The following is a 21745-nucleotide window of genomic DNA, read 5'->3' on the forward strand; positions in this document are numbered from 1 at the left end:
CCGGCGCCGGCCTTGCCCCGCCGGTGCGACGGGTGTCTGATAGCGCCTTTCGGGGAGAACCTGATGACCACCGCCTACGATTTCTCCGCCCAGGACCTCGACGGTCGCGAGCGCTCGCTGTCCGAGTACCAGGGCAAGGCCCTGCTGATCGTCAATGTCGCCTCCAAGTGCGGCTTCACCCCGCAGTACACCGGCCTGGAAGCGCTCTGGCGCGAGTTCGGTCCGCAGGGTCTGGTCGTGCTGGGGTTCCCCTGCGACCAGTTCGGCCACCAGGAGCCGGGCGACGAGGCCGAGATCCGTACCTTCTGCTCGTTGAACTACGACGTGACCTTCCCGATGTTCGCCAAGATCGACGTCAACGGCCGCGATGCGCACCCGCTGTGGACATGGCTGAAGCAGGAGAAGAGCGGGTTGCTCGGCATCGGCGCGATCAAATGGAATTTCAGCAAGTTCCTGGTCGGCCGCGACGGCCAGGTCATCAAGCGCTACGCACCGACCGATACGCCGGCGTCGATCGCGGGCGACATCCGCGCTGCGCTGGGGTGATCGCAACGGCATGCGTGGCGCGGATACCCGTGTGTTCCACATCGAGTTCGGCACCACCGACTACGGCCTGCGCGCCTGGGTGACCGGCACCAACGGCACGCTGGAGACCACGCTGGCGTACTGGCGCGCCCTCGCTGACGAGGTACGCCGGCTTTCGCCCGCGGCGTTGCTGGTGGTCGACGACATGGAAGGCCTGCCACCGCCGCCCGAGCAGTTGCTGGAGTTCGTGCAGGCCATGCGGGGCCAGGGCATGGAGGCCGTGCGCATCGCCTATGTGGAGAAGCACGCCGACCAGTTGCCCGACGTCGAGTTCGCCGGCTTGCTGGCCAACGAGCACGGCTTCGATGCGCGCGTCTTCGCGGATGAAGCCTCGGCCGTCCGGTGGCTGCGCTACGGCGAGCGCTGAGCCTCCAGACGTGCCGGGCCCGCCGCAGTGAGCAGGCGCCGGGCCAGCGGCGACCACACCTTCCAGGCGTGTCCGCCCTCCGCCACGACCGTGTGGTCCTGCGGCAGCAGTCCGGCCAGCGGCGGCATCGCCTCCGCCAGTCGGTCGTCGGCACCGTAGCCCAGCCAGACCGAGCGCGTGCGTGCGGGGGCGTCGCGCCAGCCCTGCAGATGGCGCCACAGTTCGCGCTGGTAGTTGTCCGCATCCACGGCGGCGGGCACCGGACCCGCGTCCCACTGTCCCAGTCCGCGCGTGCGGATGTCTTCCACCAGCCCGCGGTCGCCCAGATAAGGCGCCAGCAGTACGAGTCCATCGGCCTCGCCGGGATACGCACGGTCGTACATCAGCGTGCCCATGCCGCCCATGGAGGCACCCAACAGCCACACCTCGCGATAACCGCGTGCGCGTGCCGGCACGATCACTTCGTCGTGCAGCCGCTGCGGCGCGCGACCCTGCATGTAATAGCCGAATCCGAGTCCGGTGAGGACGACATCGGCGTCGGGCCACGCGGCCTGGATGGCCGGCGCGATGCCGCTCTCGCGCAGTACCTGCACATCGTCGCCGCGACCGGGCAGTACCACCACCAGTCGCGCGGGCGCTCCAGTCGACGGGACGAGTGCCTGCGGCACCGGCGCTTGGGGATCGGCGGCGGGCAGGCATGCCGTGAGGACGACCGCCACCAGTGCCAGTGCCGCGATGGTCCGCATGCGTGCCATGTTCCGTTCCCCGGCTTCGATGCGCCGAGACTAGCACCGGCCAGGCGATGCGCGCGTGGCGGCCTGCCTACGGGCTGCGCGGCGGCGCGCGGCCCTCCAGCGCCTCTTCGGGCAGCAGGGCGATGAGTTCCCGGGCGAAGGATTCGAGTACCGCCTCGGAATACCCACGATGGGTCCGCACGATCAGACCGTCCTGCCCGATGATGAACATGTTCGGCAGCGCGGTGACGCCGTAACGGTCGGTGACCACGCCACGGACGTCGTGGACGAAGGTGAGGTCCAGGTCCTTGTTCGCGCGCAATACGCCGAGGTAATCGTCGCGCGATTCCTTCATGTTGATCGCGATGACTTCCAGGTAGTCGCGTCCGACCAGTTTCTGCACATGGCCGAGCATCGGCAGTTCGCGCCGGCAAGGCCCGCACCACGACGCCCAGAACGTCACCACCACCACCTTGCCCTTGAGCGCATCGAGGTCGACCGCGTTGCCCTTGCGATCCTTCAGGGTGATGGGCGGCGGCACGTCGCCGATGCCGGGCTGGCTGACGGTGTCGCCGGCATGCGCGCAGGGAGCCAGGACCAGCAGCGCGGCCAGCAGAAGATTCCGGATCACGGCATGTCCTCCCCAGGACGTCGTGCCGGGAGCGTAGCACCGGCGCATCGCCCGTGTCCCCGCCGTGCAGGGCTTCGCGTTCTCTCCGGAAGGCGGGCAGGAGGTTTCGAAGACATGGCGGTGGGACAGCGGACATGGTGGGCGGCGTTGCTGGTCGCCGCTCTCGGGGGCGGCGGCGCGGTGCAGGCGGCGCCGTTGAAGCTGGCCGTCGTCGGCGACTCCGACAGCCATGCCTACCACGACGGCACGCAGTTCAGCGGGCGCGACGGACTGCGCGGTGGCGCCTTCCACGCGACGACCTGGCAATGGACGGAGTGGTTGCAGCGTCTCCGCAGCGCCCAGGTGGACCAGGGAAGCTGGGGGCATTACGGCAGCCGGCGGCTCGTCGCCTTGCTGGAGGAAAGCCTGGGACGGCCGGCACGCGTGCCCGAGAAGGAGGACTTCGCCTACAACTTCGCGGTGTCCGGTGCGGTCTGCAACGACCTGATGAACGTGCAGAAGCAGATGCCGCGGCTGGTGCGCCTGATGGACGAATCGGCGGCGTCATGGCGGGGCGGCGTGGTGATACTGCGTATCGGCGTCAACAGCTTCGGCCAGCGCGACAGCCTCGAGCGTCTGGCGGCCAACCGGGCCCCTGACGTGATCGCGCAGATCGATCGCTGCATCGCCGACGTGGGCGATGCCGTGGCCTACCTGCACCGGCACCATCCGGATACGCGGGTAGTGCTGGTCGGGATCTTCGACAACGCGCACGTCGGGCAGAACATCCATCGCTGGCAGTCGCCGCGCGAGCAGGCGAACATCACGCTTGCGCTGGACCGTTACGACGCGGCGTTGAAGGCGATGGCCGCGCGCGATCCGCGTATCGCATTCTTCGACGACCGCGCCTGGTTCGCCGCCCTGTGGGGCGGCCGCACGCCCGAGGGGCGGCCGGGGTACCGGCCGGTCAACGTCGATGGACGGCTCGTCGTCACCAATACGCAGGGCGACGCCCCGTGCCACGCGATCCTGGCCGACGGGCATGCGGGCACGGTCTGGAACGCGCTGTGGGCGAAGGCCATGGTCCATGTGCTGAACCAGCGCTTCGCGGCGGGTATCCGGCCGATCACGGCGGCGGAGATCGCGTCGTCGGCAATCGGCGGCGCACGGCCCGGTGCGCAAGGCTGCAGTCCATCCTGATGCCGCCGGCGCGGCGCGATCACTTCTCGACGAAGGCGCGCTCGAACACGTACTGGCCCGCGGTGCCGATGCGCGGGGCGGCGGTGAAGCCGCGTCCATCGAGCAGCGCACGGAAGTCGGCCAGCATCTGCGGACTGCCGCAGATCATCGCGCGATCGTGTTCCGCGTCCAGGGGATCGATGCCCAGGCTGTCCATCATCGCGCCGCTGGCCATCAGGTCGGTCAGGCGACCCTGGTGGATGAAGTCCTCGCGGGTCACGGCCGGGTAGTACAGCAGCTTCTCGCGGATCGTCTCGCCGAGGAACTCGTGCTGCGGCAGTTCCTTCTCGAAGTAGTCGCGGTAGGCCAGGTCGTCGGCATGGCGCACGCCGTGGGTCAGGATGACCTTGTCGAAGCGCTCGTAGGTGTCCGGATCCTTGATCACCGACAGCCACGGCGCCAGCCCGGTGCCGGTGCCCAGCAGGTACAGGTTGCGGCCCGGGTGCAGGTCGCTGATCAGCAGCGTGCCGGTGGGCTTGCGGCCGATCAGCACGGTGTCGCCCGGCTTGATGTGCTGCAGGCGCGAGGTCAGCGGTCCGTTCTGCACCTTGATGCTGAAGAATTCGAGCTGCTCTTCCCAGTTCGCGCTGGCGATCGAATAGGCGCGCAGCAGCGGCTTGCCCTCGACTTCCAGCCCGATCATCACGAACTGGCCGTTCTCGAAGCGGAAACCGTCGTCGCGGGTGGTGGTGAAGCTGAAGTAGGCGTCCGTCCAGTGACGGACGTCGAGCACCGTCTCGGTGCCGAACGCAGAGGACATGGGGGAAGTCTGGGCTATCGAATCAACGCGCCATTGTAGCCGACGGGCACCGGCCGGCCTTTGATCGTGCTCAATCCGCGCGGTCCGGATCGGGCGCCCGACCGCCTCGCCGGTGGAAGCACAGCTGTTCGACCGCGCGGCGCGCGGGACGCGTCCCCAGCAGTAGATCGACCGGCAGATCGAACTGGCCATGGTCGAAGACCCATCGCAGCAGGCGCTTGAAGGCGAAGCCGGGGACAGGCGAGGCCTCGTGGGCGTTCTGCGTCGCCGCACGCGAGAGACGGTGGACCAGTCTCCGTCCCACCTCCGCGCCATGGCGCAGGCCGGCATGGATGCCGCCCGCCGTCAGCGGCGACACCATGCCGGCGGCATCGCCGATCAGCACCACGTCGTCGCGCTGCATCGGGCGGACCGCGCCGCCGCAGGGAATCAGGCCGGCGCGGATGCTGTCCGGCGGACGTGCGACCGGCAATCCTGTCATCGGCGCGACATGGCGCAGGAAACCGGCCATGTCGGGCGCGGGACCCATGCCGCGGGAATGCCGCCGCGCGAGACCGGCCTGCACGCCGGTCGGTGTCTGCGCCACCCAGCCCAGGTAGCCGTGTGCGAAGCGCTTGCTGATGAAGCAGTGCAGGGCATCGGGTTCGCGCAGCGTCATGCCGTCGAACTCGTACTCCACGCCGTAGAGGAACCGTGTCACCTGCCCGAGGCCGAGACGTTGCGCGACCCGCGATCGCGCACCGTCGGCGCCGACCAGGATGCGCGCGTGGCCCACGCCTTCCACATGCCATCCCGTCCGCGTGCGTGTCGCGCTCCTGAAGGACTGTCCGCGACGCAGTTCGACACCGCGGGTCTCCACATGCTCGCCGAGCCAGCGCATCAGCGCCGGCGTGTCGGTGGTGTAGAAACGATAGCCGTCCGCGCCCAGCCGCACGCTGCGCAGGTTCGGCGCATACAGGCGCACGTGCGGAACGGCACGCAGGAGTGCGCGGGGCACGCCTGCCAGCAGCGGAGCGCCGCAGGCTTCCTGGACCAGGATGCCCGTGGTATGCACGCGTTCGCCGAGATCCTGCTTGCGATCGATCACGCAGACGCGCAGGCCATGCGCGGCCAGTTCGCGTGCACAGGCCAGACCGGCAAAGCCGGCGCCTACGATGATCGCGTCATGACGGGGGTCCTGCATCGTCGGGCCTGCGCTCCATCCGGGGATGGCGCGCAGCCTGCCGGCGGTGCGGGGAGCCGCGATGAAGTCGCCATGAAGTCGACGACGCGCGACTGCAGAAAACGAAGAAGGCGCCGAGAGGCGCCTTCTTCCTGTCGCATCAGCCGTGGCCACCGCCACGCGGGCCGCGTTGGCCGCCGCCCCCCGGGCGTCCGCCGGGGCCACGACCGCCTGCCGGGCGACCGCCGGGACGCGGACCGCCCGCATGCTGGGGACGATTGCCGCCACCGCCCGGACGCCCCTGCGGACGCGGACCACGCGGCTGCTGGCCATAGGGATTGAAGCCGGGATTGGCATGGTCGGACGGGAAGCTGGGCGCGCTGGCGGGATGCCCGTACGGACGTGCCGCGCGCTGCGGCTTGCCGGCGCCCTGGCCGCCACGTGGCCCTCGCTCGGCACCGAAGCTGCCGGGTCCCCGCTCGTTGCCGAACCGGTCGCCACCGAACCCCCCCTGGCCACCGCCGGGACCGCGCTTGCCTGCGCCGCCCGGCTTGCCACCGGCACCGGGACGACCGCCGCCCGGCTTGCCGCCGTAGGGCTTCTTCGGGCCGCCAGGGCCGGCGTTGCGATGGCCGGCCGGGCCGGTGTCCACGCCATCGGGCACGTACCAGCTGCGGAAGGCCGCCGGATTGCCATCGGGCAACGGCTTCGGGCCCTTCGGCGTGCGCTGCTTGAACGGGCGCTGCGACTGCTTCGCGGCCTGTTCGCCGCTGACGGTCAGGCCGCCGTGCGGCTTCTTGCCACGGCCACCGCGGCCGCGGTCTTCGCGGACATGGTCGAAGCGGCGCAGCTCGCGGCCTTCGTCGGCGCTGTTGTGGCCGTTGACGTAGGCGCTGCCGCTGCGGCCGCCGCCCACGTGCACGGTCGACTTGGCGGCCTTGCGCTGGCCGATCACCGGCTGCAGCGTGAGGGCGGCGGGCGTGCCCACCTCCAGGCCCAGGTCCTTGCGCAGCGCCTCGACCTGCGCGTCGGGCAGTTCCTGCGTCTGGCCGCGCAGCAGCGGCTGCGGCAGGCTGACCTTGCCGTAGCGCACGCGCTTCAGGCGGCTGACCTGGCAGCCCTGCGATTCCCACAGGCGGCGGACTTCGCGGTTGCGGCCTTCCTTGACCACCACGCGGAACCAATCGTGCGAATCGGTGCCGCCGATGCGTTCGATCTCGTCGAACTTGGCCGGGCCGTCGTCCAGCGCCACGCCGCGGCGCAGGCGGTCGACGATGTTGTCCGGCACGCTTTCCTGGCCTTCCGGCGCGCGCACGCGCACGACGTACTCGCGCTCGACTTCGTACGACGGATGCATCATCGCGTTGGCGAGTTCGCCGTCCGTGGTCAGCACCAGCAGGCCGGTGGTGTTGATGTCCAGGCGGCCGATCGCGATCCAGCGCGCGCCCTTCAGGGCCGGCAGCGCTTCGAAGATCGTCGGGCGGCCTTCGGGGTCTTCGCGGGTGGTGACTTCGCCTTCCGGCTTGTTGTAGATCAGCACGCGCGAGGGCTCGGTCAGCGCACTGGCGACGAACGTCTTGCCGTCCAGTTCGACGCGGTCGCCGCCCTTGACCGACATGCCGGTCTGCGCGACTTCACCGTTGACCTTGACCAGGCCGTCGGCGATACGCTGTTCCAGCGCGCGGCGCGAGCCCAGGCCGGCCTGCGCCAGTACCTTGTGCAGGCGTTCTTCCAGGCGCTGGGTGTCCGGCGCTTCGGCGCCTTCGCCGCGCTTCAGCGACAGCTTGCCCAGGGAGGTTTTCTTCGGGGGGGTGGTGCTCATTGTTTCTGCTCCGACGGTGCCCGGTCTTCCTCGTCGGAAGCAGCGGCGTCGTCATCTTCGGGTTGAGGTTCATCGTGATCGCCGGCGTCGTCGCCGGTGTCGTCCGATGGGGTGTCGTCGCCGGCATCGTCCGATGCCGCGGTGTCGTGGTGGGTGCCGTCCGTGTCGCCGTCGCCATCCGCGACGGGCGTGCTGTCGTCCTGCATGCTTTCGTCAGGGCCGTTGTCGTTGCGTTCGCCGTCGACGGCATCGCCGCTGGCGATGCTGACGGGCAGCGGCGCGCCATCGAGCGGCAGCTGCGGCTCCAGTTCGCCGATGTCCTTCAGCTCGGACAGCGGCGGCAGTTCGTCCAGGCGCTTCAGGCCGAAATAGTCGAGGAAGCCCTTCGTGGTGCCGAACAGCGCGGGCTTGCCCGGTACGTCGCGGTGGCCGACCACGCGGATCCATTCGCGTTCTTCCAGGGCCTGGATGATGTTGCTGCTGACCGCCACGCCGCGGACCTGCTCGATCTCGCCGCGGGTGATCGGCTGGCGGTAGGCGATCAGGGCCAGCGTTTCCAGCGTGGCGCGGGTGTACTTGGTCTTGCGTTCCGTCCACAGGCGCGCGACCCAGGCGTGCACGTCGGCCTTGACCTGGTAGCGGTAGCCCGAGGCCACTTCGACCAGTTCCACGCCACGGTCGGCGCAGGCGTCGGCCAGATCCTGCAGCGCCTGTTCGACACTGCCTTCCGGCGCCGGCTCGTCCTCGGGGAACAGGCCATGCAGCTGCGCCAGCGTCAGCGGCTGGGTGGCGGCCAGGAGGGCGGCCTCCACGATGCGGTTGATGAGCGATTGATCCATGCGGTCCTGTCGTTCGGAAGTGCGGCGGGCGTACGACCCGGCCGCGTCAGGGGCTGTCGTTGGCGGCGTCGCTGTCGTCGAACTCGCTGGAGAACTGCAGCGGTTCGTTGGTGTTGTTCAGCGCCAGCGACTTGATGTAGATCGGGGCGAGGGGAGCTTCCTGCACGATGTCGAGCAGTTGCTCCTTGGCCAGTTCCAGCATGGCCAGGAAGGTCACCAGCACGCCCAGCTTGCCTTCCTCGGGGGTGAACATGCTCTCGAAGCGGTGGAACCTGCCGTCCTCCAGCCGCGTCAGCACGTCGCCCATGCGCTGGCGCACGCTCAGTGCCTCGCGCTTGATGGCGTGGCCGGTGAACAGCTCGGCGCGCTTCAGCACGTCGTGCAGCGCCAGCAGCATTTCCTTCAGCTCCACCGGCGGCGGCAGCTTCACCGAAGCGCGGTCCGGCACGTCGGCGTGCACCGGCGTGGTGTCGCGATCCTGGCGGGGCAGGGCGTCCAGGTCCTCGGCCGCCTGCTTGAAGCGTTCGTACTCCTGCAGCCGGCGCACCAGCTCCGCGCGTGGATCGCCTTCCTCGCCTTCCTCGCTGACCGGCCGCGGCAGCAGCATGCGCGACTTGATCTCGGCCAGGATGGCGGCCATCAGCAGGTACTCGGCGGCCAGTTCGAACCGCAGCTCCTGCATCACGTTGATGTAGTCCACATACTGCCGGGTGATCTCGGCGACGGGGATGTCCAGGATGTCCAGGTTCTGCCGGCGGATCAGGTACAGCAGCAGGTCCAGCGGGCCTTCGAAGGCGTCGAGGATGACTTCCAGCGCATCCGGCGGGATGTACAGGTCCTGCGGAATCTGCAGCACCGGCTGGCCATGCACCACCGCCAGCGGCATTTCCTGCTGCTGCGGATGCGTGGACGGAGTTTGTGGGTTCGCGTCAGACGCGAGTTCTGGGCTCATCAAGAAACAGCCATCGTGCGGGTCACCCTGCGGGCCTGCACGTGGCAGGACGGCGCGGCACCGGCAATGCACCAACCATCATCATGCGTCGCAGGGCGAACGCTTCCCTTACAGCAACCAGCAAAGCACACCGCAGGACTGCGGCGGCGGACAGCGAGAGGTCGTCGGGCGCGGGCGGGTGGGGGCAGCGAATCGAACGTCCCGGTGGTCCCTTGACGGGTCGGGGAGGCCGGCGTGGCCGGTGGTTCCCCTGGACGGGCCGCTGCTTCCGGCCGTGCAATGGTGGACAGGGTAAGCCTTGGTCCGGACCGTGTCCAGCGCCCGCACGCGTCCGCGCCCGTACAATTCAGACTTCGCCTTTGGAGTGAACACCATGTGGTATGCCATTGAAGGCCATGATGGTCCCGACGTCCTGCCCCGCCGTCTGGCGGCGCGTGCCGATCATCTGGCACGCCTGACCGCGCTGCGCGATGAAGGCCGCCTGCTGCTGGCCGGTCCTTGCCCGGCGATCGATGCCGAGGATCCGGGACCGGCGGGATTCAGCGGCAGCATCGTGATCGCCGAGTTCGATTCCCTGGAGGACGCCAGGGCGTGGGCCGATGCCGATCCTTACGTTGCGGCCGGGGTCTACGTCCGCGTCGACGTGCGTCCGTTCCGCAAGGTCCTGCCATGAGCCGGGTCGAGCGCATCCGCGAAGCGCTCATGATTGCGCTCCAGCCCGCGTCGCTGGAGGTGCTGGACGACAGCCACAAGCACGCCGGGCACGAGGGCGCCCGTGACGGCCGCGGGCATTTCACGGTCCGGATCACCAGCGAGGCGTTCGTCGGCAGGGCGCCGCTGGCGCGGCACCGGGCCGTCTACGCCGCGCTGGGCGACATGATGCAGACCGACATCCACGCCCTCGCCATCGAGGCGCGGACGCCCGACGAAGCCGTCTGACACGTCGGACTTCTTCGGCAGCGCGGCATGCGTCAACGACTGAAAACGTTTACATTCCCCTCCTTTCGTCTCGCCGGGAGGGCGGCATGTCCAGGAAATCCATCGCACCGCAGCCATTGCTCGCCGGGCTGATCGCCACGCTGCTGGCCGCGCCGACCGCTGCCAAGCCCCCGGTTTATGCGACGCCGGAGGAAACCGCCTTCGTCGATGCGCTGATGGCGAAGATGACGGTCGAGGAGAAGCTGGGCCAGCTGAACCAGCCGGCCGGCCTCGGCGCCAACACCGGCCCGGCGGCGATGGCGGGCAGCGAGGAGCAGATCCGCCGCGGCGAGATCGGTTCCTACCTCGGCACCCAGGGCGCGGTGCTGACCTGCCGCCTGCAGAAGATCGCGGTGGAGCAGTCACGGCTGAAGATCCCGCTGCTGTTCGGCTTCGACGTCATCCACGGCCACCGCACGGTGTTCCCGGTGCCGCTGGGCGAGTCGGCGAGCTTCGATCCGGTGGAAGTCCAGAACGGCGCCCGCGTCGCGGCGGTCGAAGCGGCGGCGCATGGCATCCATTGGACGTACGCGCCCATGGTGGACATTGCCCGCGACCCGCGCTGGGGCCGCATCGTCGAAGGCGCGGGCGAAGATCCGTATCTCGGCTCGGTACTCGCCGCGGCGCGCGTGCGCGGTTTCCAGGGCGACGACCTGCGGGCGCCGGACACCATCCTGGCGACCGCCAAGCACTTCGTCGCCTACGGTGCGGCCGAGGGCGGCCGCGACTACAACGTGGCGGACATTTCCGAGCGCACGCTGCACGAGGTCTACCTGCCGCCGTTCAAGGCCGCCGTGGACGCCGGTGCGCAGTCGATCATGGCCGCCTTCAACGAGGTGGCCGGCGTGCCCATGCATGCGCACCGGCCGCTGATCGAGGATGTGCTTCGCAAGCAGTGGGGCTGGGACGGTCTGCTGGTCAGCGACTACACCGGCGTGATGGAGTTGATGCCGCACGGCGTGGCGGCCAACCGCCAAGAGGCGGGCATTCTGGGTCTGCGCGCCGGCGTGGACGTGGACATGGTCAGCCAGATCTACGTCAAGGACCTGCCGGCGGCGGTAAGGGCGGGGAAGATCCCGATGGCCGAGCTGGATGCGTCGGTACGCCGCGTGCTCAATGCGAAGTATCGCCTGGGCCTGTTCGAGGATCCGTACCGCTACTGCACGGACGACGGCGAGCGCGAGCGCGCGCTGACGCTCACGCCGGAGCACCGCGCCGCCGCGCGCCGCATGGCGCAGAAATCGCTGGTGCTGCTGGAGAACGATCGCAACGTGCTGCCGCTGTCGAAGTCGTTGCGTACGCTGGCAGTGATCGGTCCGCTCGCCGACCATCAGCGCGCCATGCTCGGAAACTGGGCGGTGGCCGGTCGCGAGGAAGATGCCGTGACGCCCGTCGAGGGCTTGAAGGCCGCACTCGGCGATGGCACCCGGTTTCTTGTCGCCAAGGGTGCCGACATCGACAGCCCGGACACGTCCGGCTTCGCCGAGGCCGTCGCGGCCGCGAAGCAGGCCGACGCGGTGGTGATGTTCCTCGGCGAGCACCCCGACATGAGCGCGGAGGCGCACAACCGCACCTCGCTCGACCTGCCCGGTGTGCAGGAACAACTGGCGCTGCAGGTCGCGGCCACCGGCAAGCCGGTCGTCGTCGTACTGCTGAATGGGCGTCCTTTGTCGATCGGCGCGTTGAAGGGCAAGGTGCCGGCGATCCTGGAGGCGTGGTTTCCCGGCGTGGAAGGCGGCCATGCGATCACCGACGTCCTGTTCGGCGACGTCAACCCGTCGGCCAAGCTGCCGGTGACGTTCCCCCACACGGTCGGGCAGATTCCGCTGTACTACGCCTACAAGAACACGGGCCGTCCGCCCAGCGACGCGGACAAGTACACCAGCAAGTACCTCGACGCGCCGTCCACGCCGCTGTATGCGTTCGGCCACGGTCTGAGCTACACCACCTTCCGTTACGACGCGCCGGTAGTGGCGAAGAAGACGTTGGCCCCGAACGCGCTGCAGCAGCGGGTCAGCGTGCGGATCACCAATACCGGCAAGCGTGCGGGCGAGGAGGTCGTGCAGCTCTATGTCCGCGACGATGTCGCCAGCATCACCCGCCCGGTGAAGCAGCTGCGCGGCTTCCGGCGTGTGGCGTTGGCGCCCGGCGAATCGAAGACCGTCACCTTCGACCTCGGCTTCGAAGACCTGGCCATGTACGACGCGCGCATGCAGCAGGTGGTTGAGCCGGGCACCTTCACCGTGTTTGTCGGTGGCAGCTCGGACCGGACACGCGAGGCCACCTTCGACGTGGCGGCGAAGTAAATGCGGCCGTCGTAGCAGCCACGGATTTGCTGCGATGCAAAATACTTGCGGATACCTCTCGCTATACGCAAGTACATGAATTGATGATGTTTTTGGTGTCGAATAACGCGGGCTTTACACGTTTCCGTGAAAACGGTTACAGTCCGCGCCACTCAAGGCTGTCATCACCGCGGAGGGGCGGGGAATGGCGCGAACCTCGGTCACCATCAAGGATGTCGCACGCGAGGCACGGGTTTCCGTCGCCACCGTGTCGCGTGCCTTGAACGGTCACGAGAACGTCGCCGAATCCGTCCGCCAGCAAGTCCTAGCCACCGCCGACCGCCTGCGCTATCAGCCGCACGCGGCCGCCCGCAGTCTCAGCAGCCGCCGCACCCAGACCATCGGCGTGGTGCTGCCCGACCTGTACGGCGAATTCTTCTCCGAACTGATCCGCGGCATCGACCTGGTCGCCCGTGCGCGCCGACAGCATCTGCTGGTGTCCAGCTACCACGGCCATCCGGAAGAGCAGGGCGAAGCGCTGCGCGCGATGCGTGGCCGTGTCGACGGCTTGCTGGTGCTGTCGCCGTACACCGATCGCCCCGGTTTCCTGGTCGACAACCTGCCGTCGTCGCTGCCGGTCGTGCTGATCAACACCGATGTGCAGGACGCGTCGTACCCGGCGTTGACCATCGACAACTACAGCGCCGCCGTGGCGATGGTCGAGCACCTCGCACAGTCGGGCCATCGCCGCATCGCCTTCATTGGCGGACCGGAAGGCAATTTCGACGCGCGCGAACGCCTGCGCGGCTATCGCGACGCCATGGCGCGCTTCGTGCCCGGTGCAGCGCCGCAGGAATTTTCCGGCGACTTCAGCGAATCCACGGGCTACGAGGCAGGCAAGCGCATCGCGCAGTCGGCGGAGAAGCCGCAGGCCGTGTTCGCAGCCAACGACATGATGGCGCTCGGCTGCCTGTATGCCTTCAACGAAGCCGGCGTGCGCGTCCCGCACGACGTGGCGCTGGCCGGCTTCGACGACATCCCGCTCGCGCGTTTCGTTCACCCGACCTTGACCACGATGCGGGTCAGTATTGCCGAGCTGGGTGGCCAGGCGATGAGCCGTTTGCTGGAAGCGATCGAATCCGATGGCGCGCGCGTGGCGCCATCTTCGATGCTGGTGCCGGAACTTGTGGTCAGGGCATCGAGCGTGGGAGAGGGACGACAGACGAAGCGTTGAGCAAGCCCGGGTGCGGTTTTTTTTGCCTGCCCCTGTAACCGATTACAAGCGGCGTACACGCCGAAACACGATGTTCAATCTTTGGAGGGAGAGAGCCAAATGAAGCACCGCAACCGGAACACGATCCAACCCAAACGCAAACTGCTGACCTGCGCACTGGCCAGCGTGCTGGTGATCGCCAGCGGCCACGCGATCGCGCAGTCGTCCAACGCCACGCTGCGCGGCAAGGCCACGGCGGGCGCGCCGGTTACTGCGACCAACACCGCAACGGGCACCAAGCGTCAGGTAACCGCCTCCGCCGACGGCAACTACGCGCTGGTCGGCCTGCCGCCTGGTACCTATCTGGTGTCGTCGGGCGGCAACGAGCGCACCGTGACGCTGCAGGTCGCCACCTCGGTCAACCTCGACCTGTCCGCGGCCCCTACCGTCCCGACCGGTGACGCCACCACGCTCGACACCGTGCGTGTCAGCGCGCCGCCGCTGCAGGAGGTCAAGACCTCCGAAGTCGGCACCAACGTTTCACTGAAGCAGATCAACACAGTTCCGCAACTGACCCGCAACTTCCTGGAATTTGCGGATACGGTGCCGGGCATGCAGTTCACCACCAGCGCAGAAGGCAATACGTCGATCCGTGGTGGTGCCCAGCAGGCAAGTGCGGTCAACGTCTACATCGATGGCGTCGGCCAGAAGAGCTACCTGTTCGGCGGCGTGTCCGGCCAGGAACAGAGCGCGGGCAACCCGTTCCCGCAGCTCGCCATCGGCGAGTACAAGGTCATTACTTCGAACTACAAGGCCGAGTTCGACCAGGTCGGTTCCGCCGCGATCGTGGCCTCGACCAAGTCGGGCACCAACGAATTCCACGGCGAGGTTTTCGGGCGCATCACCAATTCGGATTTCCGTTCGCTGACCGCGGGGGAAACGCAGCCTGGCCGCAGCAAGCAGAAAACGCATCAGGACGAATACGGCTTCGCGCTGGGCGGACCGATCATCCAGGACAAGATGCACTTCTTCTTCAGCTATGAAGGCAAGGGCTTCGAGATCTCGGCCAATCCGGTCGTGCCCGGCGTGCGCACCGATTACGGCGCGTTGTTGCCAGCCGATGTGCAGGCGAAGCTGGGCCCGGTCACTCGTCCGTTCAAGGAGGACCTCTACTTCGGCAAGTTGAGCTGGGATGTCGGCGACAATGATCGCCTGGAGCTCTCCGCCAAGATCCGGCGTGAAGACAGCCGCAGCAATGTCGGCGACCTGACCACGGCGGATGCCGCCAAGAACAACGACAACACCGAGGACCGTTTCGATCTGAGCTGGGAGCACTACGGCCAGAGCTACGTCAACGAGTTCCGTTTCACCTACGAAGATGTGCTGTTCAATCCGACCGCTTACGCCATCGGCAGTCAAAGTGTCTACACGGAAGGCCAGAACCAGGATCGCGTCATCCTGTTCGACGATGCGACCAGCGGTCTGGCGATCCAGCGCAAAGGGCAGAAGGGTCCAGCGGTCCAGAACGACATCACGTTCAACTCGCTGGAGTGGCACGGCGACCACGTCATCAAGGCGGGTATCAAGTACAAGGAGATCGAGCTGACGCAAAGCGAGAACTCGACCGCCAACCCGGCGTTCTATTACTCGGTGAACGCCGGACAGTTCACCGGCATGCCGCTGGGCACGTCGGCGATTCCGTACCAGGTCCGCTTCAATCTGCCGTTTGCAGGCGCCACGCCTTCGGTCACGACCACCAGCAAGCAGGTGGGCCTGTACATCCAGGACGACTGGAACGTTACCGACCGTCTGCAGCTGAACATCGGCCTGCGTTGGGACTACGAAGAAACGCCGTCCTACGTCGATCACGTGACGCCGGCCGAGGTAGTCGCGGCGCTGACCGGTCCCGGCACCAATCCTGCGATCAGTGCCACCTACGCCGAACAACTGGCCAAGGGTGGCGTCGACATCAACGACTACATCAGCAATGGCAACAATCGCAAGGCGGACAAGGATAACTTCGCGCCGCGCCTGGGCTTCTCCTACGATCTGAGCGGTGACGAGCGTCATGTGCTGTTCGGCGGCATCGGCCGCAGCTACGACCGCAATCTGTACGACTACATGGGTCTGGAGCAGGTTAAGTCCGCCTTGTCGGGCTACACCATCCGTTTCTCGGATACGACCGGATGCACGCCGGCACCCGGCAGCTGCGCTGCCTGGAATCCGGCCTATCTGACGGGGGGCGCGGAGGGGATGGCCGGGCTGGTGGCGTCGAACGTCCGCAACGGCGAAATCGACCTGCTGAACAACGATCTGGTAACGCCGTATTCGGACCAGTTCTCGATCGGTATGCGCAACAGCGTGGGCGAGTGGAACACGTCGGCGACGTTGGCCTACATCCACAGCAAGGAAGGCTTGGTCTTCACGTTGGGCAACCGTTATCCCAATGGTGATTTCTGGCAAGGCGGTTCGCAGCCGTGGGGTCACACGCCGCCGGGATTCGGTGCGCTGATCCTGGGCAACAACGGTATCGAGACGAAGACGGCGCAACTGTTGTTGTCGGCCGACAAGCCGTACACCAAGGAGAGCGGCTGGGGTGTCAGCGCCGCCTACACGTACTCGCACGCGCGCGGCAACCGCGGCGGTGATGAACACTACGCGTTCGACGCCGCTACGATCGAGCAGTATCCCTTCATTGATCTGAAGGCCGTGCCGGAGCATCGCCTGGTACTGACCGGTATCTACGACCTGCCGTGGCATATCACCGCGTCCGCTAAGGTGACTCTGGCGACGCCGCCGCCAGCAAACGACATCGCCCCGGGTAGCTACTTCGGCGGCATCCCGCGTCCGGTCGCTGTCGATGCACCAGGTACGTTCGGACACAAACAGGTTGACCTCTCGCTGTCCAAGGATATGTTCGTCACCGAAAACGTCACTGTCCAGGTGCGCGCAGACCTGATCAATGCGTTCAACTACGACAACCTGAGCGGCTATCAGATCAACTGGGGCGGCGCGACCTACGATCCACAGGTCAGCTACAACCCCTATGGCTCGCAGTACGCGCCGCCGCGCACGCTGTTCATGAGTGCCCGCGTGATTTGGTGACGAACCGCTCGCCATGCAGCCATCACAAGACCCGCTTCGGCGGGTCTTGTCTTAAAGGGTGTTTTAGAATCTGAATGACTGGATGCCTGGCTCGCTCCCGACCGGTCGTCCTCATGCGAAGGGCAGAATTCGATGAGTGAACAGGCAATCAGGACCGTCGTCATCGTGGGTGGCGGTACCGCGGGCTGGATGACGGCTGCGGCGCTGTCAAAGGTGCTCGGCAGCACGTGCACGATCCGTCTGGTCGAATCAGAGGCCATCGGCACCGTCGGCGTAGGCGAGGGCACGATCCCGCACATCAGGCTGTTCAACAGCCTGTTGCAGATCGACGAGACCGACTTCGTCCGCAAAACCCAAGGCACGTTCAAGCTGGGCGTCCAGTTCAACAACTGGGGGAAGGTCGGCGACACCTACGTGCACGGTTTCGGCAACAGCATCGGCCAGAACCTCGGCCTGCTGCCGTTCCACCAGTTCTGGATCAAGGCCGCGCATGCCGGCAAGGCCGACGATATCGGCAGCTATGTACTGAGTTCAATGGCCGCCCCGCGCGGCAAGTTCATGGTCTCGGCCAACGACGTGCCGCAGACCTCGCCGTTGGCCAATATCGCCTACGCCTACCATTTCGATGCCGGCCTGTACGCGCGCTACCTGCGCGCCTACGCCGAACAGCGTGGCGTCCAGCGTACCGAGGCCATCGTTGCGCGCGTGACGCAAGATCCGGAATCCGGTCACGTCGACGCGATCGTACTGGACAGCGGTGAGCCGATCCACGGCGACCTGTTCATCGATTGCTCCGGCTTCCGCGGCCTGCTGATCGAAGAAACCCTGAAGACGGGCTACGTGTCCTTCAACCATTGGTTGCCCTGCGATCGCGCACTTGCCGTGCCGTGCGAGAACGTCGGTCCGCCGACGCCGTACACGCGGGCGACGGCACGCGAGGCCGGCTGGCAGTGGCGGATTCCGCTGCAACACCGCACCGGCAACGGCTACGTCTACTCCAGCGCACACATCAGCGATGACGAAGCCGCGGCCACGCTGCTGAAGCACCTGGATGGCCGTGCCCTGGACGATCCTCGCCCGTTGCGCTTCGTCACCGGTCGCCGCAAGCAGTTCTGGAACAGGAATGTGGTGGCGATCGGCTTGTCCAGCGGCTTCGTCGAGCCGCTGGAGGCGACCAGCATCTATTCGATCCAGTCGGGGATCATGCGGCTGCTCAGCCTGTTCCCGCGCGATGGCTTCAGCCAGACGCTGATCGACCGTTACAACGCGCAGATGGTGTTCGATTTCGAACGCATCCGTGATTTCCTGATCCTGCACTACCACGCCACCCAGCGCGACGACACCGCGTTCTGGCGGCAGTGCCGCGACATGTCGATCCCGCAGGAACTGGAGGAGGTCATTGCGCTGTTCCGCGACAGCGGCCGCTTCCATCGCAATGGGGAGGAGATGTTCGCCGAGATGAGCTGGGTGCAGGTGATGTTGGGGCAGGGCATCGTGCCCGGAAGCTATCACCCACTGGTGGATCAGCTGTCCGATGAAGAACTGGACGGATTCATTTCCGGCGTGGCCAGGATCGTTGCGAACTGCGTGGACGCCATGCCTGCGCATGAGGCGTTCATAGACCGCTACTGCCGTGCCCCTGCGGTATGACATCCGCAGCGCTGCACTGCAGCAAAAAAATCCACCATTTCTTCCTTTGTTTCAGTGACTTGAATCACTTGCCATACGCAGTGCGAATGCTTTGCCACCCGCACTGAAAACGGTTACATTTCGGCAATGTGAAGAGTCGGCCGTGGAGGGCGGACGTGACACACACCTGGCTTGATCGTTTGACGTCCCGTCCCGTCGCGGTACGGGTGCGGAAGAGGCACGGTTTGTCTGCCGACAGGCGGAAGAGGACGGCGCAGTGAGGACAGCGCCGGACACGGACCGCACCGCGATCCGGTAACACACATAGGCGAGACCGCATCTTTCGAGGTGCGGAGCAATCCGTTGCACGCGGATTCGTTACTGCGGGCGCGGTACATCATCCTTGGAGGGGAGACCAATGAAGCAATACGTACGGACCACGTTCCGTCCCAACCGCAAACTGCTGTCGTGCGCCTTGGCGAGTTGCCTGGCGATGGCGGCACCGCAGGTCTTGGCGCAGTCCACCTCCGCCACATTGCGCGGTGCCGCTGCTGCGGACGCGACGGTTACCGTGACCAACGTCGATACCGGTCTCACCCGCTCGGCCAAGGCCTCGAATGGCAGCTACAACATCGGTGGCCTGCCACCGGGCACGTACCGCATCCAAGTGAATGCCGGTGGCCAGACCAGCACACGTGCGGTGACGCTGGCCGTCGGCCAGACGGCGACCCTGAACCTCCAGGATGCACCGCCGATCTCCGCGCCGACAGGCGACGCGACCACTCTGGATACCGTGCGCGTCACCGCGCCGATGCTGGTGGAGACCAAGACGTCGGAAGTGGCGACCTACGTGTCGAACAAGCAGATCGAACTGCTGCCGCAGAACTCGCGTAACTTCCTGGCGTTTGCGGACATCGTGCCGGGCATGGCATTGCAGACCCCGGTCAACGGTCAGGAGACGCAGATCCGAAGCGGTGCGCAGGGTGCCAATGCCATCAACGTCTATATCGATGGCGTGGGTCAGAAGAACTATGTAACGCCAGGTGGTGTCACCAGCCAAGACGATAGCGAAGGCAACCCGTTCCCACAGTCGGCGATCGGTGAATACAAAGTCATCACGTCCAACTACAAGGCCGAGTACGACCAGATCAGCAGCGCCGCGATCACCGCGGTCACCAAGTCCGGCACCAACGAATTCTCGGGCAGTTTCTTCGTCGACCGCACGTCCGATGCTTGGACCAAATCCACGCCGCAGGAACTGCGCGATGGCGAGAATGAAGAGAAGGTGGAGCAGTACGGCGTTACCTTTGGCGGCCCGATCCTGCGTGACAGGCTGCACTTCTTTGTCTCGTACGAAGCGAAGGACATCGTGCGTCCGGCGCCGGTCCTGCCGCCAACCGTCGTGCTCAATAACAACGTAGTCCTGCCGCCTGAGATCACCCAGTACTACGGTCCGGCCAGCCGTCCGTTCAATCAGGACGTCTATTTCGGAAAATTGAGCCTGCAGGCCAGCGATGCTCATCTGTTCGAACTCATTGCGCGCGTTCGCAAGGAGACCGGCATCCTCGGCATTGGCGGTGTCAACGTTCCGAGCGCGGGTACGGCGCTCAACAACGATGAAACGCGAGCCGACCTGCGCTGGCAGTACTCCTCCGAGCGCTGGCTCGCCGACAGCCATCTGACGTTCGAGGAAGCCTCCTACAATCCCAGTCCTGTCACGCCGATCAATTCAGCTCGGTACACCATCGTCAATCCCGAGAATCCGAACCAGCGCGATCTGCAGGTCCTGAACCTCGGTGGCGGTCCGAACTTCCAGGACAAGGGCCAGAAGGGCGTCGGCATCCAGAGCGACGTGACGTTCTACGGCTGGGAAAACCACACCATCAAGATGGGCGTGAAGTACAAGCAAGTGGACTTGAAGGCGTTCCAGCAGTTTCCGCCCTATCCGCGCTACTGGTATGACGTGAACGAGAGTCTCACCCAGCCGTGGCGGATCGAGTACACCGCCCCGCGTAGCGGCCGCGATCCTTTCGTCAGCTCAGAGAACAAGCAATTCGGCATCTATATCCAGGACGATTGGCAGGTCAACGATCACTTGACGCTGAACCTGGGCGTTCGCTGGGACTACGAAGAGAACCCGGCCTATACCGACAATCGTCTCGCGCCAGGTATCGAATCGGCACTGCGCAGCTGGACCAACATCCAGAACACCGACTACAACATCGACGATTACATTCCAGGCGCGGGAAAGCGCGATAACTTCAAGGGCGCCATCCAGCCGCGGTTGGGATTCTCCTATGACCTCGCAGGTGACCAGCGTCACGTGATCTTCGGCGGCGCGGGGCGTGCGTACGATCGCACGCTGTTCGACTACCTTGCGCGCGAGTATTACGCGGGTGCCTTTACGACTTACACCATCAACTTCCAGACCCCCCTTCATCCGTGCTCGGGCACCAATTGCATTGCGTTCAATCCCGCGCTGATGACGCCGGAGGGGCTGGAAGCGTACCGGGCGGCCAACCCGGTGGCCGGTGGCGAAATCCAACTCGTCAACAACGATTTCAAGACACCGTACTCCGACCAGTTCAGTCTGGGCATGCGCAACACGGTGACGCTAGGGAGCACGGACTGGAACACGGCCGTGACCCTGCAGCACATCCGTGCACGCGACGGGTTCTACGCGCGACTGGGAAGCCGCCGTGCCGATGGAAGCTTCCATCAGTACGAGACGCAGGGGCAGACCTTCGGTGGTTCGCCGTTCATCGCGGTTCCTGGTTACGGCAACCTGATCCTCATGGACAACGGCTTCGCGTTCAACCAGAACTCATTGCTCCTGTCCGCCGACAAGCCCTATACGGAGGCATCGCCTTGGGGCGTCAATATCGCCTACACGTATATGGATGCCGAAGAGAACCGGCCGAATGCTTCGACGGGTGAAACCTATCTCTTCGACTATCCGTACGTGACGGATGAATACTTCGTATCCACCGGCGTCGCCAAGCACCGGCTGGTGCTGTCCGGCATCTATTCGCCTGGCTGGGACCTGACCTTCAGCGGCAAGCTGATTCTCGAAAGTCCCAAGCCGTTGTCGTCCGTGAATCGCCTGAATTCACCGGCCAACGGAACCTGTCAGCCCATAACCGGTGCCGCGGACTGTGGAGACCTGCGTGCCTTCTACGATCCGGTTACGCCGGACGGAACGATCGGATACAAGCGTTTCGATCTGGCCGTTCAGAAGCGCTGGAATCCGAGCGAGAACCTTTCAGTGTGGGTGCGTGGCGACATGATCAATGTCTTCAATTGGGAAAACTGGAGCCAGTTCAATACCAACTGGGGACCGGCGGGTGGTCCGCAGAATCCGACGGTGGGCACCCGCAGTGGCATCGAGGTGTACGAACCCATGAGGACCTTCAAGTTGTCCATGGGCTTCGACTGGTAATTCGCACCCGCCCTCGGGCGGCGCCT

General features: G+C 66.0%; 16 protein-coding genes and 1 pseudogene. 10 read left to right on the top strand and 7 right to left on the bottom strand.

Going from position 1 to position 21745, the window contains the following annotated elements:
• Positions 1-63 precede the first annotated feature (63 nt).
• Entirely contained in the window at positions 64-546 is a 483-nt protein-coding gene (locus AC1Q5B_RS17320) for a glutathione peroxidase (RefSeq protein WP_492632711.1), read from the top strand.
• Positions 547-577: 31 nt separating this feature from the next.
• Positions 578-952, top strand: coding sequence for a hypothetical protein (locus tag AC1Q5B_RS17325; RefSeq protein ID WP_492632712.1), 375 nt, complete (start codon positions 578-580; stop codon positions 950-952).
• On the opposite strand, the gene AC1Q5B_RS17330 is transcribed toward AC1Q5B_RS17325, so the two are convergent.
• Both AC1Q5B_RS17330 and AC1Q5B_RS17335 read right to left on the bottom strand, forming a co-directional pair.
• Complete coding sequence (locus AC1Q5B_RS17330; protein ID WP_492632713.1) at positions 937-1707, bottom strand: alpha/beta hydrolase family protein; 771 nt, start codon at positions 1705-1707, stop codon at positions 937-939. The two genes, AC1Q5B_RS17325 and AC1Q5B_RS17330, sit on opposite strands and share 16 nt — an antisense overlap.
• 67 nt (positions 1708-1774) lie before the next feature.
• Positions 1775-2317 (bottom strand): TlpA family protein disulfide reductase, encoded by a 543-nt coding sequence (locus AC1Q5B_RS17335; RefSeq protein WP_492632714.1) that lies wholly within the window; start codon positions 2315-2317, stop codon positions 1775-1777.
• Between the two features lie 114 nt (positions 2318-2431).
• On the opposite strand from AC1Q5B_RS17335, the gene AC1Q5B_RS17340 reads away from it, so the two are divergent.
• On the top strand, positions 2432-3496 hold the full coding sequence (locus AC1Q5B_RS17340) for an SGNH/GDSL hydrolase family protein (RefSeq protein ID WP_492632715.1): 1065 nt from the start codon (positions 2432-2434) through the stop codon (positions 3494-3496).
• Between the two features lie 19 nt (positions 3497-3515).
• Here the strand turns inward: AC1Q5B_RS17340 and AC1Q5B_RS17345 are convergent, their stop codons facing one another.
• The 5 genes and pseudogenes from AC1Q5B_RS17345 to AC1Q5B_RS17365 form a co-directional block, all read right to left on the bottom strand.
• The gene (locus AC1Q5B_RS17345; protein ID WP_492632716.1) at positions 3516-4295 is read right to left on the bottom strand and encodes a ferredoxin--NADP reductase; all 780 of its coding nucleotides are present in this window, start codon (positions 4293-4295) and stop codon (positions 3516-3518) included.
• A 70-nt stretch (positions 4296-4365) separates the two neighbouring features.
• Positions 4366-5478: an NAD(P)/FAD-dependent oxidoreductase gene (locus tag AC1Q5B_RS17350; RefSeq protein ID WP_492632717.1), complete on the bottom strand. Its 1113-nt coding sequence runs from the start codon at positions 5476-5478 to the stop codon at positions 4366-4368.
• A gap of 139 nt (positions 5479-5617) precedes the next feature.
• The gene (locus AC1Q5B_RS17355) at positions 5618-7279 is read right to left on the bottom strand and encodes a pseudouridine synthase (protein ID WP_492632718.1); all 1662 of its coding nucleotides are present in this window, start codon (positions 7277-7279) and stop codon (positions 5618-5620) included.
• A gap of 14 nt (positions 7280-7293) precedes the next feature.
• Positions 7294-8118 (bottom strand): annotated as a pseudogene (gene scpB / locus AC1Q5B_RS17360) (SMC-Scp complex subunit ScpB); the annotation flags it as partial.
• A gap of 46 nt (positions 8119-8164) precedes the next feature.
• Positions 8165-9070, bottom strand: a complete 906-nt coding sequence (locus AC1Q5B_RS17365; protein ID WP_492632719.1) for a segregation and condensation protein A — start codon at positions 9068-9070, stop codon at positions 8165-8167.
• 373 nt (positions 9071-9443) lie between these two features.
• Between AC1Q5B_RS17365 and AC1Q5B_RS17370 the strand changes: the two genes are divergently transcribed.
• The 7 genes from AC1Q5B_RS17370 (at position 9444) to AC1Q5B_RS17400 (ending at position 21719) form a co-directional block, all read left to right on the top strand.
• Positions 9444-9743: a YciI family protein gene (locus AC1Q5B_RS17370; RefSeq protein ID WP_492632720.1), complete on the top strand. Its 300-nt coding sequence runs from the start codon at positions 9444-9446 to the stop codon at positions 9741-9743.
• Entirely contained in the window at positions 9740-10009 is a 270-nt protein-coding gene (locus AC1Q5B_RS17375) for a BolA family protein (protein WP_492632721.1), read from the top strand. Before AC1Q5B_RS17370 ends, AC1Q5B_RS17375 begins: the two co-directional genes overlap by 4 nt.
• Positions 10010-10095: 86 nt before the next feature.
• A complete protein-coding gene (gene bglX, locus AC1Q5B_RS17380; protein WP_492632722.1) occupies positions 10096-12354 on the top strand; it encodes a beta-glucosidase BglX in 2259 nt (752 codons plus the stop codon).
• A gap of 184 nt (positions 12355-12538) precedes the next feature.
• Positions 12539-13567 carry a LacI family DNA-binding transcriptional regulator gene (locus AC1Q5B_RS17385; protein ID WP_492632723.1) on the top strand — a complete coding sequence of 343 codons (1029 nt, stop codon included), beginning with the start codon at positions 12539-12541 and terminating at the stop codon, positions 13565-13567.
• A 99-nt stretch (positions 13568-13666) separates the two neighbouring features.
• Positions 13667-16651, top strand: a complete 2985-nt coding sequence (locus tag AC1Q5B_RS17390; RefSeq protein ID WP_492632724.1) for a TonB-dependent receptor — start codon at positions 13667-13669, stop codon at positions 16649-16651.
• A 132-nt stretch (positions 16652-16783) separates the two neighbouring features.
• A complete protein-coding gene (locus AC1Q5B_RS17395) occupies positions 16784-18301 on the top strand; it encodes a tryptophan halogenase family protein (protein WP_492632725.1) in 1518 nt (505 codons plus the stop codon).
• Between the two features lie 397 nt (positions 18302-18698).
• Positions 18699-21719 carry a TonB-dependent receptor gene (locus tag AC1Q5B_RS17400; protein WP_492632726.1) on the top strand — a complete coding sequence of 1007 codons (3021 nt, stop codon included), beginning with the start codon at positions 18699-18701 and terminating at the stop codon, positions 21717-21719.
• The last annotated feature ends 26 nt before the right edge of the window (positions 21720-21745 follow it).

Source organism: Pseudoxanthomonas sp. GW835-FHT14C01 (genome assembly GCF_058793715.1).

Coding starts and splice junctions, on each gene's coding strand:
- AC1Q5B_RS17320 (WP_492632711.1), top strand. CDS start 64: ATGACCACCGCCTACGATTTCTCCGCCCAGGACCTCGACGGTCGCGAG.
- AC1Q5B_RS17330 (WP_492632713.1), bottom strand. CDS start 1,707: ATGGCACGCATGCGGACCATCGCGGCACTGGCACTGGTGGCGGTCGTC.
- AC1Q5B_RS17340 (WP_492632715.1), top strand. CDS start 2,432: ATGGCGGTGGGACAGCGGACATGGTGGGCGGCGTTGCTGGTCGCCGCT.
- AC1Q5B_RS17345 (WP_492632716.1), bottom strand. CDS start 4,295: ATGTCCTCTGCGTTCGGCACCGAGACGGTGCTCGACGTCCGTCACTGG.
- AC1Q5B_RS17350 (WP_492632717.1), bottom strand. CDS start 5,478: ATGCAGGACCCCCGTCATGACGCGATCATCGTAGGCGCCGGCTTTGCC.
- AC1Q5B_RS17355 (WP_492632718.1), bottom strand. CDS start 7,279: ATGAGCACCACCCCCCCGAAGAAAACCTCCCTGGGCAAGCTGTCGCTG.
- AC1Q5B_RS17365 (WP_492632719.1), bottom strand. CDS start 9,070: ATGAGCCCAGAACTCGCGTCTGACGCGAACCCACAAACTCCGTCCACG.
- AC1Q5B_RS17370 (WP_492632720.1), top strand. CDS start 9,444: ATGTGGTATGCCATTGAAGGCCATGATGGTCCCGACGTCCTGCCCCGC.
- AC1Q5B_RS17375 (WP_492632721.1), top strand. CDS start 9,740: ATGAGCCGGGTCGAGCGCATCCGCGAAGCGCTCATGATTGCGCTCCAG.
- bglX (WP_492632722.1), top strand. CDS start 10,096: ATGTCCAGGAAATCCATCGCACCGCAGCCATTGCTCGCCGGGCTGATC.
- AC1Q5B_RS17385 (WP_492632723.1), top strand. CDS start 12,539: ATGGCGCGAACCTCGGTCACCATCAAGGATGTCGCACGCGAGGCACGG.
- AC1Q5B_RS17390 (WP_492632724.1), top strand. CDS start 13,667: ATGAAGCACCGCAACCGGAACACGATCCAACCCAAACGCAAACTGCTG.
- AC1Q5B_RS17395 (WP_492632725.1), top strand. CDS start 16,784: ATGAGTGAACAGGCAATCAGGACCGTCGTCATCGTGGGTGGCGGTACC.
- AC1Q5B_RS17400 (WP_492632726.1), top strand. CDS start 18,699: ATGAAGCAATACGTACGGACCACGTTCCGTCCCAACCGCAAACTGCTG.